The organism is Polaromonas sp. P4_F9 (genome assembly GCF_056401235.1).
On sequence record NZ_JBFUJT010000007.1, the window covers coordinates 174,706 to 188,642 of the forward strand.

Genomic DNA, 13,937 nt, shown 5'->3' on the forward strand with positions numbered 1-13,937 from the left:
TTCGGGCACAAAGCCGCCGCGTGACGAGCCAAAAATGACCCCTGCGAAGAGTCGACCGCTTCGACCAGTTCCACGGCAGCACCCTTTTCAAGCTTTGTGCGTAGCGCTTTACTACACTAGCCCAGATGAGCACCCCGCCTCAACCGTATCGTGTGCAAGATCTCCTGGCTTCCTATTTCTGGAGTGGCGATGCCATCCGCAGTCGAAGCGTGAGCGATGTCGTGCTATCCGGCTCAGTCGATATGCCTGCGGCCCCTGCAAGGCTGACGGCAGATTGGAAAAGAGAGGCATCGTTGCGCTCGATCCTAAAGCCCGGAGACGTCGAGGCCTTGCCTTTGGCGCGAGCGCGTGCCCGCTGGCCAGACTACAGCCGTTGCGTCCAGGCTGTGTCCGACTGGACGCGCAAGCTCGGTCTGCATGAGGCGCTTGCCTCCTGTGACGTAGCCCTGATGGCCTGCCGCGGCGCGAAGTACCACCATGACGCCTCGCAATATGGCGGTGCGGCCTTTTGCAATCTTTTCCTGAGCGAGGACAGGGGTACGGACTTGCATTTTTCCTCTACAGGTCACCGAATCCCCCTGATCCGGGGCACTGTTGTGATTTTCGATACTGGCCAGCCTCACGCCGTAATTAGGCGACGCAGCGCCAGCTTTAATGTGGCCGACTTCCCCCCCGACCAGGATTGCACCCAAGTATTCCTGACCTGGGAGCTTCCCATCGAAAATGCCAATGTCGGGCACGCACTTCGGATCGCCTTCGACATCGATCCTTCATCCTCGTTGCAACTTGATGAACAGCAACTCTGGCTGAACGGCGCGCTGGCAAGTGTGTGCGAAGATTCTGGTCGGTGGTGCCGGGCTGACTAGCTATAGTTTCTCACCGTCGTGCGGCTTGCGATGGTGGTCGGGTCCCCTTCAGTACGGTACGAAGCGCTAGTCTCCACCAGCCATGAGAGCGTGGCCGCCACCAATGAACCGAAATCTCGTTCTTAAGCCACCGCTTACGGACCACGGCCGCATGACCTTCGAATGTCTGCTTTCGACCTTGGATTCAACCGATCGATGCAACACATTAAATACTGCGTGAGCAGTAGGAGTGTTGCAGATGAAGTACAGAACAAGGATTTACTATTCAGAGAGCCAGAAGGCTCTGATGTGGGAACGCTGGAAGAAGGGCGAATCCCTTCAACAGATTGCCCAGTTCTTTGATCGAAACCACTCATCTGTCAGTCGCATCCTGGCTGAGACTGGTGGCATACGCCCGGCACAACGCTGTCGTTCCCAATTTGCTTTGAGCTTGGCCGAACGGGAAGAGATATCACGCGCATTGGTGGCGGGACAGTCGATCCGGTCAATTGCTTCCCAACTTGGGCGAGCTCCGTCAACCGTCAGCCGTGAGATCAAGCGCAACGGTGGCCAAGGCAGCTACCGTGCGACCCAGGCCGACCAGGCTGCATGGGATAGAGCACATCGTCCCAAACGCTGCAAGCTGGCTCAGAACCGAATCTTGGCGCGCGTCGTGGCAGGCAAGCTCCAACGTCAGTGGGCTCCCCAGCAAATTGCAGGATGGCTCAAGCATACTTACCCGTGCGACGAGGACTACCACGTGTCACACGAAACCATCTACCGCAGTCTGTTCATTCAAGCCTGAGGCGCATTGAAGAAGGAACTACTGCAACATTTGAGACGCACCAGGGCCATGCGCCGTTCGCGCCACCACACCCAGAAGACAGACAACCACGGCAAGATCATCAACGCCGTGTCCATCAGCGAGCGTCCAGCCTCGGTGGAGGATCGGGCCGTACCAGGCCACTGGGAAGGCGACTTGCTGTTTGGTAACCTTAACACCCAGATTGCGACACTGGTTGAGCGGCAGACGCGTTACGTGATGCTGGTGAAGGTTGCAAGTAAAGATACCCAGACGGTCATCAATGCACTTATCAAAAACGCTCGCAAGTTGCCCCAGGAACTCTACAAGTCGTTGACTTGGGATCGGGGCAAAGAAATGGCTGACCACAAGCGTTTCACATTGGCCACCGACATCAGCGTTTACTTCTGTGATCCCCAGAGTCCTTGGCAGCGTGGGAGCAATGAAAATACGAATGGACTATTGCGGCAGTATTTCCCCAAGGGAATCGATATCTCGAATTACTCACAGGCACAGTTAAATGCAATTGCGAGAAAACTGAACGAACGCCCAAGGAAAACTCTAAACTACGAAACGCCCGCTGAACGATTCAGCCAACTTGTTGCATCGACCGGTTGAATCCAAGACCGGTTGAATCCACCCTGCATTGCGGGAACTCAAGCAAGAAGCATTGACTGGCCGGTTTGGCTTAGATCAAGTCCTTCGCGACACCACAACATCTCTTCACTCTTTCCACTTCTGCGCCAATCAGCCAGCATGGAGGGCCTGGGGCAAATGCTTCGACTGTATTGCTCCATACCCCAAACACTCGCCGTAAGTCACAATGACTGTCATGACGCCGAACCCCACTCCCGCGTTCCTGCCCCTGAGCGGTCTCTATGAGCCCTCTGCCATCCAGCAGCTCCCGGACGGGCGTTTTCTGGTGGTTGAGGACGAAAAGGGACATTCCTTCAGTTTGGTCACCATCAACGCCGACGGAGATGTCAGCAGCAAGTCGCTGGCCCCTGGCTGGTTTCATGGCGGTGACCCGATCTGGAAGCTGGACGATCTGGAGGGGCTGGCGCTTGACAGTCAGGGCTACCTTTACGCCGTGACATCGCATTCACGCGATGACGACGGCGATGAACAGAAGGGGCGTGAAAAACTGGCCCGTTTCCGAATCGAAAAAGACCGGATAGTCGAGCCCGTAGTGACTGGCGGGCTGAAGCGCGCGCTGGTCGAGGCGCATCCCCTCTTGGCAGCCGCTGCGCAAGTCAAGAACGTCAAGGCGGGCGCTGGGCTCAACATCGAGGCGCTGGAGATCACGCCAGACCAGCAGCGCCTGCTGATTGGGTTTCGCAGTCCCTTGCAGGGCAGTCATGCCATCGTCGCCAGCGTTGAAAATCCTTCCGCGATTTTTGAAGCTGACGCAGCACCGCAGGTGTCAGGCACGCTGCAGGCGCTGGACCTGGGCGGGCACGGGATTCGCGGCATGTCCTATATGGCTTCGCTCAATGGCTACCTGGTCATCAGCGGCCCCGCCTCGCGCGAGAACGATGAATTTGAGCTCTGGTTCTGGAGCGGGCAGCCCACCGCGCCGGCGCGCCGCGTCACGGCTCCAGGCTTGCAGGGTTTCGAGCGCGCGGAAGGGGTGAGCCCGGCCGTCATCGATGGCGTGCCGCGCATCGTCATCGTCAGCGATGACGGCAGCCGCAAAGTAGGGCGCTTCGCCCGCTTTGTGCTGCTCGACCCTGGGCAACTGCAGATCGCGCCTTGATCTGGTACTGGGGTTACCGTATCCAGACAAGCATATGCTATAAAAATAGCAGCTGATCGCAACCGTGTTTATTGGGCTATAACACTGAATTTTTGATTGAAACACCAGTCCCGCATGTGCGCGCATGGAGACATTGACCGAGGTGATATTCCTGAGCCCAAATCGCTGACGAAGGCGGAATGGCGAAATCTCGCATCACACTTAAAAACGGGATTGAGCGTCCTGTAATCGTCATGGATGTTTACCTTGACTGACAACGGCAATGTCCAGCGCCCTGCGGTTCACATGCCAGGGCGCATCCCAAATCGGGGCAAGAGGCGGGAAATCAACGGTCTGTCAGGCCTTCGGATAGGCGGGCATGTCAAATCCTGCCTTGCCGGGGGCTTTGAAAAAATCCGTTGCGGCGCTGTCGTTCAATGCCCACAGCGGCGGGCGAATCGCGCCCCACCGGATAGTTTGAAGGCCCGGCGACGACCCGCTTCATGGCGGGGCTCATGGGCGGTCGCCTCGAAGATTTGTCGAACAACGTCGGCCTTGGCCTGAAGCTCTTCGCCCGTCGCGGTACTCCAGTTCTTCTTATAGACAGCGCGGATGCCCGCCGGGTTCATGTTCACGGTGGCACTGGTACAGCCTGCGGCGCCGAGCGGCAAGGCCTTGGACGGCGTTGACTCACTGGCCGGGAATACGTCAAAGCTCAGACGGGAACCGTCCAGGGCTCATGCGAACTGGTACAGCCTTGCCGGGGTGTCCACCAGAATGCGATGGCGGGCCGCCTCGTCGGGTACGACTTCGGACAGCAAATCGATCAAATTGGCGTCGTCCGGATAGCCTTTGTCTTTTTCGGTGGGGTGCGGCCAGTCGCTTCCCCAGACCACACGCTCGGGCGCTTCCTGGGCGTAGAGGGTCGCCACTTGCACGCTGTCTGAATAGGACGGGTGGCCGACGTTGGACTCGTTGTAGAACCCGGAAAGTTTGACATAGGCCTTGCCCTGCTGAAGCAGTTCACGAACCATGGCGAAGGTGGGATGGTTGACAGCGCCTGGTTGCGGAACACGGCCCAGGTGGTCGAACACCACGGGAACGGGCAGATCGCTCCAGACTGATTTGGCATCGAGTAGCGCTGCTGCCGGTGCATTGAGCTGTATATGCCAGCCCATGGGCGCAATGCGTCGTGCCAGCGGGCGCACCATGTCGAGCGCGGTGGTACCGGGAGGCGCGAGGTTGAACCGAATGCCGCGCACGCCAGCGTCGTGCAGTTGCTTGAGCTCGCCGTCGGTCACGCCGGTGTTGACGACAGCAACACCCCGCGCATTCTTCAGCCCGAATGCGGCGAGCGATTCGACCAGCAGGCGGTTGTCTACGCCATAGGTGGAGGGTTGCACGATCACGTTGCGGGTGGTGCCAATGCGCGCTTGCAGCGCGCGGTAATCGGCGATCAAGGCGTCGGCAGGCCTGAGGGTGGCGTTCTCCGCTGCAGGGTAGCGCGCATCGTAAATATGGTGATGGCAGTCGATGGCGCCGGGGGGCACCCTGATGCCGGGAGCGTTCGAACCCGATGAGAATTTCATTTGTTGCCTTCGGATCGGTGGATGAGACCCACTCAAAGTGTCAATACATGGTGTGGTCGTCATGGCAAAAAAAGAGGGGCGGATTCGGCCGCGCTAAATGCGGGATTCGAAGCTGTAGATTTCCTCCACCAGGCGCAGCGTCTGGAGATTGTCTTGTGGGCTGGTCTCGAACGGTTTGCCATCACCCAGCGCATCGATGAAGTGACCGATGGTTGCGGCGTAGGATTCGGTGTAGCAGGCCGGCAGGTCGTAGTTGAGCTGTTCCGGCTGATCTCCCTGGCAGCGCAGCGAATCACCAGATAGCCGAATGCAGCCGCGCTCACCGACCAGCAACAATTCATCAGGTTTGGCCTCGGGTTCACCCCACACCCGCAGGTTGGCCAGAAGGCTCACCGCCGCACCGCTGGTGCTCTCGAAAACGAGCGACGCGCGGTCTTCTCCCGCCATGGCGCTGCAGCCCTTGCCCAGGCGGGCATGCACCAGGCGCAAATCACCCAGCAGGAAACGCAGTGTGTCGATGTGGTGAATCAGGATCTCCATGACCAGCGCGCGTTGGAGCGTTGCCACGAACGGCTGGCGGTCGAGGGCGGCATACCTGCCTTGTCCATCTGGAATGAGACCCGAGGTCAAAAGGCTCATTTGCGCCTGTACCACCTGACCGATGCGCTGCTCGTGCAACCAGCGGGAGATCTGGCGGTAATAGGGTCTGAAGCGCCAGTTCTCATGCACCATCAGGCGCGTGTGGTCCCGGGTTTCGGCGACCAGTGTGCAAGCTTCTTCATAGGTCGGAGCCAGTGGCTTCTGGCACAGCACGGGCAGGCCGTGCCGCGCGGCCAGGCGCACCAGGTCCGCGTGGGTTTCGCGTGGCGCCGCCACATCCACGGCATCGAGGTCGCCCCGGTCGAGCATCTGTTCGGCGTTGGCGAAGACCTGGTCGATGCCAAAGGCGCTGGCTCGCGCTTGTGCCTGCGCCGTATGGGGGTCGGTGATGGACACCACCCGGGCGCGCGATGCGTGTTGCCGCCAGCCTGCCAGGTGATGCTGGGTGACCCAGCCTGCGCCGATGAGGCCGATCCGCAGCGGCTGGGCCTGGTGTGTCTGTGGTGTCTGTGTTGTGCCCATGCTCAATGATCCGTTGCCACAATGGCTTTCTCGCTGACCGCGTCAAACAGATAGATGGCCTCCGAAGCGCAGCTGAGGCCTACCGTGTCACCGATCCGGACTGATGTTTCGCGGTGCAGCCGCGCCGTGACCTCGCCCGCCTGGCGCTCCAGTTCGACGATCACAAGCGTTTCTGCGCCCAGGGGTTCCACTCCGGACACCGTGCCCCGCAGTGATGCCTGCTCGCTGCCTGGCGTCGTGGTCAGCGACAGCTCTTCAGGCCGCACCCCCAGCAATACCTCGTCAGCAGCGCTGAATGAGACGCCTTTCCAGCGCTCCAGGGGCAGTGCGCACCCGCCCACCATCGCGTGGCGCAGGCCATTGTGTTCAAGCAATTGGGCCCGTACGATGTTCATCGGTGGGTTGCCCAGGAAGCGTGCAACGAAGGCGTCGGCCGGTGCCCGGTACACGTCCAGGGGCCGACCGATCTGCGCCACGCGTCCTCTGTTCATGACGCAGATGCGCTGGCCCATGGTCATCGCCTCGACCTGGTCGTGCGTCACGTAAATCATGGTTGCGTTCAGGCGCTGGTGCAAACGTACCAGTTCGTTGCGGGTGTTGACGCGCAAGGCCGCGTCCAGGTTGGATAGCGGTTCGTCAAACAGGAAAACCTTGGGCTCACGCACGATGGCGCGGCCCAGCGCCACGCGCTGGCGCTGGCCGCCTGACAGCGCAAAAGGCTTGCGCTCCAGCAACTCGTCCAGGCCGAGAATGCCGCAGGCTTTCTTGACCCTCGCGGCGATTTCGTTCTTGTCGACCTTGCGGCGTTTCAGGCCAAAACCCAGGTTTTCAGCCACGGTCATGTGGGGGTAGAGCGCGTAAGACTGGAACACCATGGCGATATCGCGATCTTTGGCCGCGACCTCGTTGACTTCGCGGCCATCGATATCCAGCTGGCCTTTGGTGATCGATTCGAGACCGGCAATCATGCGCAAGGTGGTCGATTTGCCGCAGCCCGAGGGGCCGAGCAAGACCATGAATTCGCCGTCGTTCACAGTGAATGAGACGTCATTGACGGATGGAACGGGGGTGCCGCGGTAGCTTTTGCAGATATTTTTGAGAGTGACGGTAGCCAATTGTGTTTCTCCGTTGTGTGGGCAAGTGAACGATGAGCGGGCTTATTTCACGGCGCCAGCCGTCATCCCCTGAATGAGCTTTTCCGAGAAGAAGGCGTAGACGATCACGACCGGGATGATGGCGATCATCATTCCGGTGGCAATCATTCCGATGTCCTGGAAGTAGTCGCCCATGAAAGCGCGGATGCCGATGGGCAGTGTGCGCAGGCCCGGTTCGCTGACCAGCACCACCGCAAACAGGAATTCGTTCCATAGTTGAATGAAATTCAGGATGATGGTGGTGGCGATGGCGGGCATGCCCACCGGCAGAACGATTTTCCAAAAGATCTCGAAGTCTGAATAACCATCAATCTTGGCCGCGTCAAACAGGTCCTGCGGGATGCGGGCGAAGAAGCCTTCCAGCAGGTACACGGTCAACGGAAGCTGCAAACCGACATACACCAGGGTAAGACCCAGACGCGTGTTGTACAGGTCAAATTCCACCAGCACCTGGAACAGGGAGATCAGGATGATCTGTGGTGGAAAGACGATGGAACTGAACAGGGTGAAGTACACGAGCCGGTTGCCACGAAAGTTGTAGCGCGCCAGGCAGTGGGCAGCAGCTGCACCGAACAGGGTCACGATGGCCACGGCCGCGCCCACCACCAGCGTGCTGTTCCAGAAATACTGCGCAAAGTTGGAGTCAACCCAGGCGACACGGAATTTTTCCCAGTGCAGCGTTTGCGGCCAGGCGAAGTGCGCGGCGCTGATCTCGGACGTGGTGCGCAGCGACATCGAGCCAAGCCAGACGAAGGGCATCGCCGAGTACAGGGTGTACAGGACGATGACAGCCATCAGCCCGCCCTGTCGCAGCAGGCGCGAAGCCGAGTCGCCAAAGGAGTTGGATGCACGCATTTTTAGTATTCCAGACGTTCGCGGCGGCGAAACAGCACGTTGAAGAACACAACGAAGCCCACCACCACAAAGAACCACACCACGGCGATGGCCGACGGATAGCCGAGGTCGAAGGTGTTCCAGTTGAAGGCGCGCTTGTAGACATAGGTGGATACCGTCTCGGTAGACCACACGGGCCCACCTTCGGTCATGATCCAGACCAGGTCAAACACCTTCATCTTGCCAATGAAGGCCAGGATGTAGAGGTTGAGCAGGGTGGGCCACAGCATGGGCACGATGACATGCACCAGCTTGTCCCACCAGCCGCAGTTGTCGAGTTCAGCGGCTTCGAGCACCTCGGAGGGCAGTGAATGAAGGGCGGCGAGGCAGACCACCATGTTGAAGCCCGCCCATTTCCAGGCATGTGTCACCATGAGCGAAGCCAGCGCGAACCGGGGGTCGCCGATCCAGGCCTGCGCCCAATGCCCCAAGCCGACGTTGCGCAGGGCGACGTTGACCACGCCCCAGTCGTAGTTGTAGATCCAGACCCACATGATGCCGACCACCACATAGGACAGCAGCACCGGCGTGAACCAGGCCACCCGCAGAAAACGGGCGAACGGCACACCCGCATACAGGCAGAGTGCCAGCAACAAACCGGTGATGACATCGAGAAACGGTGCCACGGTAGACCAGATGGCGGTGTTGCGCACCGCCGCCAGAAAGGTGGCGTCACGGAACACTTCGGCGAAGTGGGCCAGGCCCACGAAATCCGACGAGGCGATGTCGTTGATGATGAAAAAGCTGTTGTAAAACGTCCGCACCACGGGATAGGCCGTCAGCGCCGCATACACCAGAAGCGCCGGCGCGAGAAACAGCATCAAGGTCGGCCATGAGGTGCGCCGCGAGTCAGCCTCGGGCGGCGCCAGCAACGCGCCGAGTTTCGGGCGCCAACCTGGTTTTGGGGCGGGCAGGGCGTTCGAAATGGAATTGGACATGAACGGCGTCTCGGAAAAACTTCAAGAAGCCGCTTTGCAAGCTGCGTCCATCTGGCCAGCCGCGTCCTTGACGCTGATCAGACCGGCGGGAAAGGCGCGATTGAGTACCTGCGAAAAGGTGTCCCCGCACTTGCCGCTCATGTAGTGCAGTGGTGTGCCGATGAAGAATTTTGCGCCGATGCTGCGGTCTTGCAGGTCCTTGAAGTACTGCGCGTGAATGCTCTGTATACGCGAAGGGTCCGTGCGCACGCCTGTCTGCAGCAGCACTTCCTCCATCCACTTGTTGCCATTTTCCACGGTGGCGATCGAGTTGAGGAGCTTGCCCGCGCACTCTTTATTCTTGCTGCGCGAGTACATCACGTAGCTGCCACCGACGGCGAGTGTCTTGCACTCCGGGCATTTCGCATCGTTGACTGCCGGATACTTCATCAGGCCGAGCGGGAACCCTTGTGGCTGCCCCCCTTTTTCCGCTGAAATGAAAGCGCGGCCTGTGTACCAGCTGGCGATCGGGAACATCATGGCGCCCGGATTGGTGTGAAAGTAGTAGTGCGATTCGCCGAGCTTCAGCGTGGAGAAGCTCTTCGGATAGGCGCCGGCATCCACCAGTTCCTTGATCCAGTTCATGGTTTCGATGACACGCGGGTCAGTGAACGACAGCTTCCCCGTCAGCAACGCGCGATAGTCGTCAAGCCCCAGTTTGCGCAGGAGCATCTCCTGAAGCAGGTAGGCGCCAGGGTAGGGGCGGTCCCCCACGCCTGAGGCCACCGGTGTGATGCCCGCGGCGGCGGACTTCTTCACCAGGTCCGTGAATTGCGCCTGCGACATCTGCATGCCAGGCGGTGGCGTCACGCCGATTTTCTTCATCAGGTCCTTGTTGTAGTACAGCTCCACCGTGTAGGCCTCCACCGGCAGTCCGTAGACCTTGCCGTTATGGCTCCAGGACTGGCGCGCCCAGTCTTCCAGATTGTTGAGGTTGATGTAGCTGTCCAGTGGCTCCAGGTAGCCGCTCTTCGCGAACGCAATTTCATCGGGCTCAAGCCAGAAGATGTCGGGTGCCTGCCCCGTTCGCACCGAGGTCTTGACCGACGCATAGAGGTCGGACTTCTGGACGAATTGAAGGTTGACTTTGCATTGCGGTGTGGCGGCCTCGAACTTTTTCACGCGCTCTTCGACAAAGCCGCGCTTGGACTGCTCGTCGGGCCAATGACTCCACATGGTGACGGTTTGCTGCGAGGGCTGGGCCAGCACTGGGCCAGCCAGGACGGCGCAAGCCAGCGCGCCTGCCAGAGCAGGCGCGAAGCGCTGGACGAAAACTGCGGAAGGAAAGAATCTGGGCAAAGGCATGGTTGTCTCCTGGCTGGGAAAGTTGTCTTATGTAAATGCTGGCTCGGCACTACACCGGGCGTTGGTGCCGCGTGGTGGTGTTTTCTCTGCTGTTTTTTCTCTGGTGTTTTGCAAGTTGTCTCCTCATTGTTGGCGGGTGGTTTCGTTTGGTTGTGGAGCGCCGATCGCCGATTGCCGAACGCCTAGCGACCCGGATAACCCGGCATGGTGAATCGCGCGTCACGCAAGGCCGCCAGCACGCTGTGGGTGGTGCTGTCGTCCAGCCCAACCAGGGGTGGACGCACCACTTGCCAGCCGGGGTCAGACGAGAATTCGGCGACTACCCGCTTCATGGCCGGGATCATCGGGACCGCCTGGAAGATCTTGCGGATCACGTCCGCATTGGCCTGCAAGGTTTCACCCTGTGCGCTGTTGCAGCCTTGGTACAGGGCATGGATTCCGCCAGGGTTCATGTTGACGGTGGCACTGATGCAGCCGGCGGCACCGAGCGGCAGCGCCTTGGAGAGCGTCGACTCACTGGCAGGGAAGACGTCAAAACCGTCTTTGGCGAAGTTGTCGATCATGGCCTTGGTGTTGGGCCAGTCGCCCGATGAGTCCTTGGCGCCAACGACCGTGTCGGGATAACGCTTGCGCAGCGTTTCGATCAGGTTCAGTGTGATCGGCACCTGCGTGAATTGGGGGATGTGGTAGAGATAGACCTTCAGGCGATCGCTGCCAACTTGCTCAATCACCTCGGAGTAATAGGCATACAAGCCTTCGTCGGACACGCCCTTGAAGTAGAACGGCGGCAACATCAAGGCGCCCGAGGCGCCGTTTTCAACCGCATGTTTGGTCAGGATGACCGAATCAGTCAACGAGCAGCCACCCGTGCCCGGCATCATGCGGGCCGCAGGAACACCGGCGCTCAAGAGCGCATCCGTCATTGACAGGCGCTCGCTCACCGACAGTGAAGCGGCTTCGGAATTGGTGCCAAAAATGGCCAGACCGACCTGGTTGTCGATCAGCCAGCGGCAGTGGGCAATGAAGCGGCTGACATCAGGCTCCAGGCGCTGGTTGAAGGGGGTCAGGACAGGGGCGAGAACGCCGCGGATTCTGGTGGTCATGGTGTGCAGTTGCCTCAAATGGAATGACGGGAGGAAGGGGGCGGTTCAAGCAATTCAAGCGGTTAAAGCGGTTCAAGGGCGCCTTGGGCCCACGACGAAGTTGAAATCGGCAACCCCCTGGATGCCGCCACACACCTGCATCTCCGGGCCGCCTTCTTGCGTACCCAGAGTTTCCTTGCACACACTGTCAAATAAAACAGGCTTTTCATGTGTTCATACGATAAAATTTTTAACTTTCCGAGCAGCGTTTCCCCAAGGTGAAATCATGGATGTCCGCTACCTGCAAAGCTTCGTCACCGTCGTGGAAGTCGGCTCGCTGGCGGAAGCCGCCAGAAGACTGGACTTGACGCCCGCCGCCATTGCGGCGCGTGTTCATGCACTGGAGGAGGAACTGGGTGTGGCGCTCATCAAGCGCGCCGGGCGATCCGTCAAGCCGACCGAGGCGGGCGTGAAAATCCTGGAGCCTTCCCGCTCCGTGCTGCGTGACATACGCGATCTGCGCGTGGTGGCAGGCGACGGGATTGCGTTGGGCGAATTGCGGCTGGGCGTGTTCGCGTCGGCCATGACCAGCGTGCTTCCGCCGGTGCTCAAGCGACTCTATGCCAGGTACCCGGACCTCAATGTCTTCGTGGCCACGGGGTCCTCGGTGGAGTTGTGCCGGCAGGTCAGCACCGGTGCCATTGATGCCGCGATTGTTGTGGAGCCTCAATTTGCCGTGGCCAAAAGTTGCGCATGGCGCTCGCTTGTGGCGGAACCCCTGGTGGTCGTGGCGCCCGCTGAACTGGCTGGTCGTGAGGCCCACGAACTGTTGCGATCAGAGCCATTCATCCGCTATGACCGGTCGGTCCTCGGAGGGCAACTGGCCGATCGGTATTTGCGCGACCAAAGTATCCGGCCCAGGCAGCGTCTTGAGATTGACGGCCTCATGGCGATTGCCGCCCTGGTGGCGCAAGGCCTGGGTGTGGCCCTGTTGCCGGATTGGACACCGCTGTGGCAATCGGGTCTGGCCATCGCCCGCATTCCCTTGCCGGAGCGCCCACCGGTCCGGCACGTCGGGCTGATCTGGGGCGAGCATGGTCCACGCGCATCATTGGCTCGCGCATTTCTGGCCGAGGCTGAAGCGGTGTTTGCGAAGCCGGTCCCGCAGCAGGCCCCCAAGCAGACCATCAAACAGATCATCAAGCCGGCAGCAAGCAGCCGCCGGAAGAAACGAATCGCTGACGCGGGCTAGCCGATGCGGGGCGTGGGCGACAGCGCTGGCTGCCCGTTCAGGACGGCATGGAGGTTGTCCAGCGTCAGGCGCAACATGGCCGTCCGTGCTTCCCGGGTGGCCGATCCGGCGTGGGGCGACAAAAGCACATTGGGAAGCAACGTCAGCGCAGAATCGCGCAGCGGTTCGTCCTCGAACACATCCAGTGCCGCAGCGCGAATGCCACCCGTTGTCAACGCATGAACCAATGCCTGTTCGTCGACGACGCTGCCGCGCGCGATGTTGACGAGGTAGCCAGCCGGTCCAAGGGCTTGCAGAACTTCCGCATTGACCAGATGCCGGGTCTCGCTTCCCCCCTTGCAGCAGACGATGAGAATGTTGCATTCGCCGGCCAATGCCAGCACGCTCTGGACATGGCGATACGGAACGTCGATTTTTGGGGACCCGGAATAAGCCAGTGCCGCACCGAATGGCTGCAACCTTGCCGCGATGCCCCGGCCAATGCGACCCAGGCCGACGATGCCAACGGCCTTTCCGGCCAGGCTGGTGGTGAGTGCGTAAGCGCCATCTGACCATCGCCCATCACGCACAAAGCGGTCTGAAGCGGGGATTTCACGTAGCAGGCTCAGGAGCAAACCCACGCCCAATTCGCAGACCGCGTCATCCAGCACGCCCGGCGTGTGGGTGACGGCGATCCCTCTTGCCTGGGCATACGCCACGGGGATGCCGTCGTAGCCTACCCCGCAGGTTGAGATGACCTGCAGGGCCGGGAGCAACTCCAGCAGCGCCAGGGGCACCTGGTAGTTGCTCCGGGTGATCAGTCCGCGGATGGACTGGCGCAGCCCATCGTTTCGCGCAATGTCCTCAGGCCCATGGCATCGGAATTCCCGGTCAATGGCCTGCTGAAGCTCTCCGGCAAAGGTCCCGATTTTGACGATAGCCTGCATGTCAGGAGCTAGGGCTTCGCTGAACAAGTACCGCCAAAGCGCCCGCTCGGGTTGATGACGGTTCGATTTGGATCAAATAGATTGCTGAACTGCCTGTTTCGCGGGCCTCCTGGCCCGTTTTCCGCTCTCATGGGCCCACCTGTGCCATCAGCCGTTGTCGGCTGAGGTAGATGTTGGCCAGCGCCAATGCCGTAAAGGCGCGTGTAGCGTTCTTGGCCAGCCCGCGGTAGCGCACCTTGCCAAATCCCCACAGC

At 60.2% G+C, this 13,937-nt stretch carries 12 protein-coding genes and 2 pseudogenes; 4 read left to right on the forward strand and 10 right to left on the reverse strand.

Translation table 11 applies throughout. The features are described from left to right. Positions 1-125: 125 nt before the first annotated feature. The 3 genes and pseudogenes from AC1DUB_RS08730 (at position 126) to AC1DUB_RS08740 (ending at position 3,403) form a co-directional block, all read left to right on the forward strand. Complete coding sequence (locus AC1DUB_RS08730) at positions 126-866, forward strand: hypothetical protein (protein ID WP_477729221.1); 741 nt, start codon at positions 126-128, stop codon at positions 864-866. A gap of 238 nt (positions 867-1,104) precedes the next feature. Beyond that, positions 1,105-2,265 (forward strand): annotated as a pseudogene (locus AC1DUB_RS08735) (IS30 family transposase). 214 nt (positions 2,266-2,479) lie between these two features. After that, positions 2,480-3,403, forward strand: a complete 924-nt coding sequence (locus AC1DUB_RS08740) for a DUF3616 domain-containing protein (RefSeq protein ID WP_477729222.1) — start codon at positions 2,480-2,482, stop codon at positions 3,401-3,403. Positions 3,404-3,816: 413 nt separating this feature from the next. Here AC1DUB_RS08740 and AC1DUB_RS08745 read toward each other — a convergent pair whose 3' ends face one another. The 8 genes from AC1DUB_RS08745 to AC1DUB_RS08780 form a co-directional block, all read right to left on the reverse strand. Beyond that, on the reverse strand, positions 3,817-4,017 hold the full coding sequence (locus AC1DUB_RS08745) for a hypothetical protein (protein WP_477729223.1): 201 nt from the start codon (positions 4,015-4,017) through the stop codon (positions 3,817-3,819). A 102-nt stretch (positions 4,018-4,119) separates the two neighbouring features. After that, a complete protein-coding gene (locus tag AC1DUB_RS08750) occupies positions 4,120-4,971 on the reverse strand; it encodes an amidohydrolase family protein (RefSeq protein WP_477729224.1) in 852 nt (283 codons plus the stop codon). Between the two features lie 93 nt (positions 4,972-5,064). Further along, complete coding sequence (locus tag AC1DUB_RS08755; protein WP_477729225.1) at positions 5,065-6,093, reverse strand: Gfo/Idh/MocA family protein; 1,029 nt, start codon at positions 6,091-6,093, stop codon at positions 5,065-5,067. Between the two features lie 2 nt (positions 6,094-6,095). Further along, positions 6,096-7,208, reverse strand: coding sequence for an ABC transporter ATP-binding protein (locus AC1DUB_RS08760; RefSeq protein WP_477729226.1), 1,113 nt, complete (start codon positions 7,206-7,208; stop codon positions 6,096-6,098). Between the two features lie 42 nt (positions 7,209-7,250). Next, the gene (locus AC1DUB_RS08765; protein ID WP_477729227.1) at positions 7,251-8,102 is read right to left on the reverse strand and encodes a carbohydrate ABC transporter permease; all 852 of its coding nucleotides are present in this window, start codon (positions 8,100-8,102) and stop codon (positions 7,251-7,253) included. Positions 8,103-8,104: 2 nt separating this feature from the next. Next, complete coding sequence (locus tag AC1DUB_RS08770; RefSeq protein WP_477729228.1) at positions 8,105-9,079, reverse strand: carbohydrate ABC transporter permease; 975 nt, start codon at positions 9,077-9,079, stop codon at positions 8,105-8,107. A 21-nt stretch (positions 9,080-9,100) separates the two neighbouring features. Then, positions 9,101-10,423 carry an ABC transporter substrate-binding protein gene (locus tag AC1DUB_RS08775; protein ID WP_477729229.1) on the reverse strand — a complete coding sequence of 441 codons (1,323 nt, stop codon included), beginning with the start codon at positions 10,421-10,423 and terminating at the stop codon, positions 9,101-9,103. 182 nt (positions 10,424-10,605) lie between these two features. Continuing rightward, positions 10,606-11,526, reverse strand: a complete 921-nt coding sequence (locus AC1DUB_RS08780; protein ID WP_477729230.1) for a dihydrodipicolinate synthase family protein — start codon at positions 11,524-11,526, stop codon at positions 10,606-10,608. Between the two features lie 265 nt (positions 11,527-11,791). Here AC1DUB_RS08780 and AC1DUB_RS08785 point away from each other — a divergent pair, with 265 nt between their 5' ends. Next, on the forward strand, positions 11,792-12,757 hold the full coding sequence (locus AC1DUB_RS08785; RefSeq protein ID WP_477729231.1) for a LysR family transcriptional regulator: 966 nt from the start codon (positions 11,792-11,794) through the stop codon (positions 12,755-12,757). On the opposite strand, the gene AC1DUB_RS08790 is transcribed toward AC1DUB_RS08785, so the two are convergent. Together AC1DUB_RS08790 and AC1DUB_RS08795 are read right to left on the reverse strand one after the other, a co-directional pair. Further along, entirely contained in the window at positions 12,754-13,683 is a 930-nt protein-coding gene (locus AC1DUB_RS08790) for a 2-hydroxyacid dehydrogenase (protein WP_477729232.1), read from the reverse strand. The genes AC1DUB_RS08785 and AC1DUB_RS08790 overlap by 4 nt on opposite strands. A gap of 127 nt (positions 13,684-13,810) precedes the next feature. Continuing rightward, positions 13,811-13,937: pseudogene (locus AC1DUB_RS08795) on the reverse strand (IS5/IS1182 family transposase); the annotation flags it as partial.

What these genes read in the sequence shown, in the direction of transcription:
- AC1DUB_RS08740 (WP_477729222.1), top strand. Translation starts at nt 2,480, where the DNA reads ATGACGCCGAACCCCACTCCCGCGTTCCTGCCCCTGAGCGGTCTCTAT.
- AC1DUB_RS08765 (WP_477729227.1), bottom strand. Translation starts at nt 8,102, where the DNA reads ATGCGTGCATCCAACTCCTTTGGCGACTCGGCTTCGCGCCTGCTGCGA.
- AC1DUB_RS08750 (WP_477729224.1), bottom strand. Translation starts at nt 4,971, where the DNA reads ATGAAATTCTCATCGGGTTCGAACGCTCCCGGCATCAGGGTGCCCCCC.
- AC1DUB_RS08730 (WP_477729221.1), top strand. Translation starts at nt 126, where the DNA reads ATGAGCACCCCGCCTCAACCGTATCGTGTGCAAGATCTCCTGGCTTCC.
- AC1DUB_RS08755 (WP_477729225.1), bottom strand. Translation starts at nt 6,093, where the DNA reads ATGGGCACAACACAGACACCACAGACACACCAGGCCCAGCCGCTGCGG.
- AC1DUB_RS08790 (WP_477729232.1), bottom strand. Translation starts at nt 13,683, where the DNA reads ATGCAGGCTATCGTCAAAATCGGGACCTTTGCCGGAGAGCTTCAGCAG.
- AC1DUB_RS08785 (WP_477729231.1), top strand. Translation starts at nt 11,792, where the DNA reads ATGGATGTCCGCTACCTGCAAAGCTTCGTCACCGTCGTGGAAGTCGGC.
- AC1DUB_RS08775 (WP_477729229.1), bottom strand. Translation starts at nt 10,423, where the DNA reads ATGCCTTTGCCCAGATTCTTTCCTTCCGCAGTTTTCGTCCAGCGCTTC.
- AC1DUB_RS08780 (WP_477729230.1), bottom strand. Translation starts at nt 11,526, where the DNA reads ATGACCACCAGAATCCGCGGCGTTCTCGCCCCTGTCCTGACCCCCTTC.
- AC1DUB_RS08770 (WP_477729228.1), bottom strand. Translation starts at nt 9,079, where the DNA reads ATGTCCAATTCCATTTCGAACGCCCTGCCCGCCCCAAAACCAGGTTGG.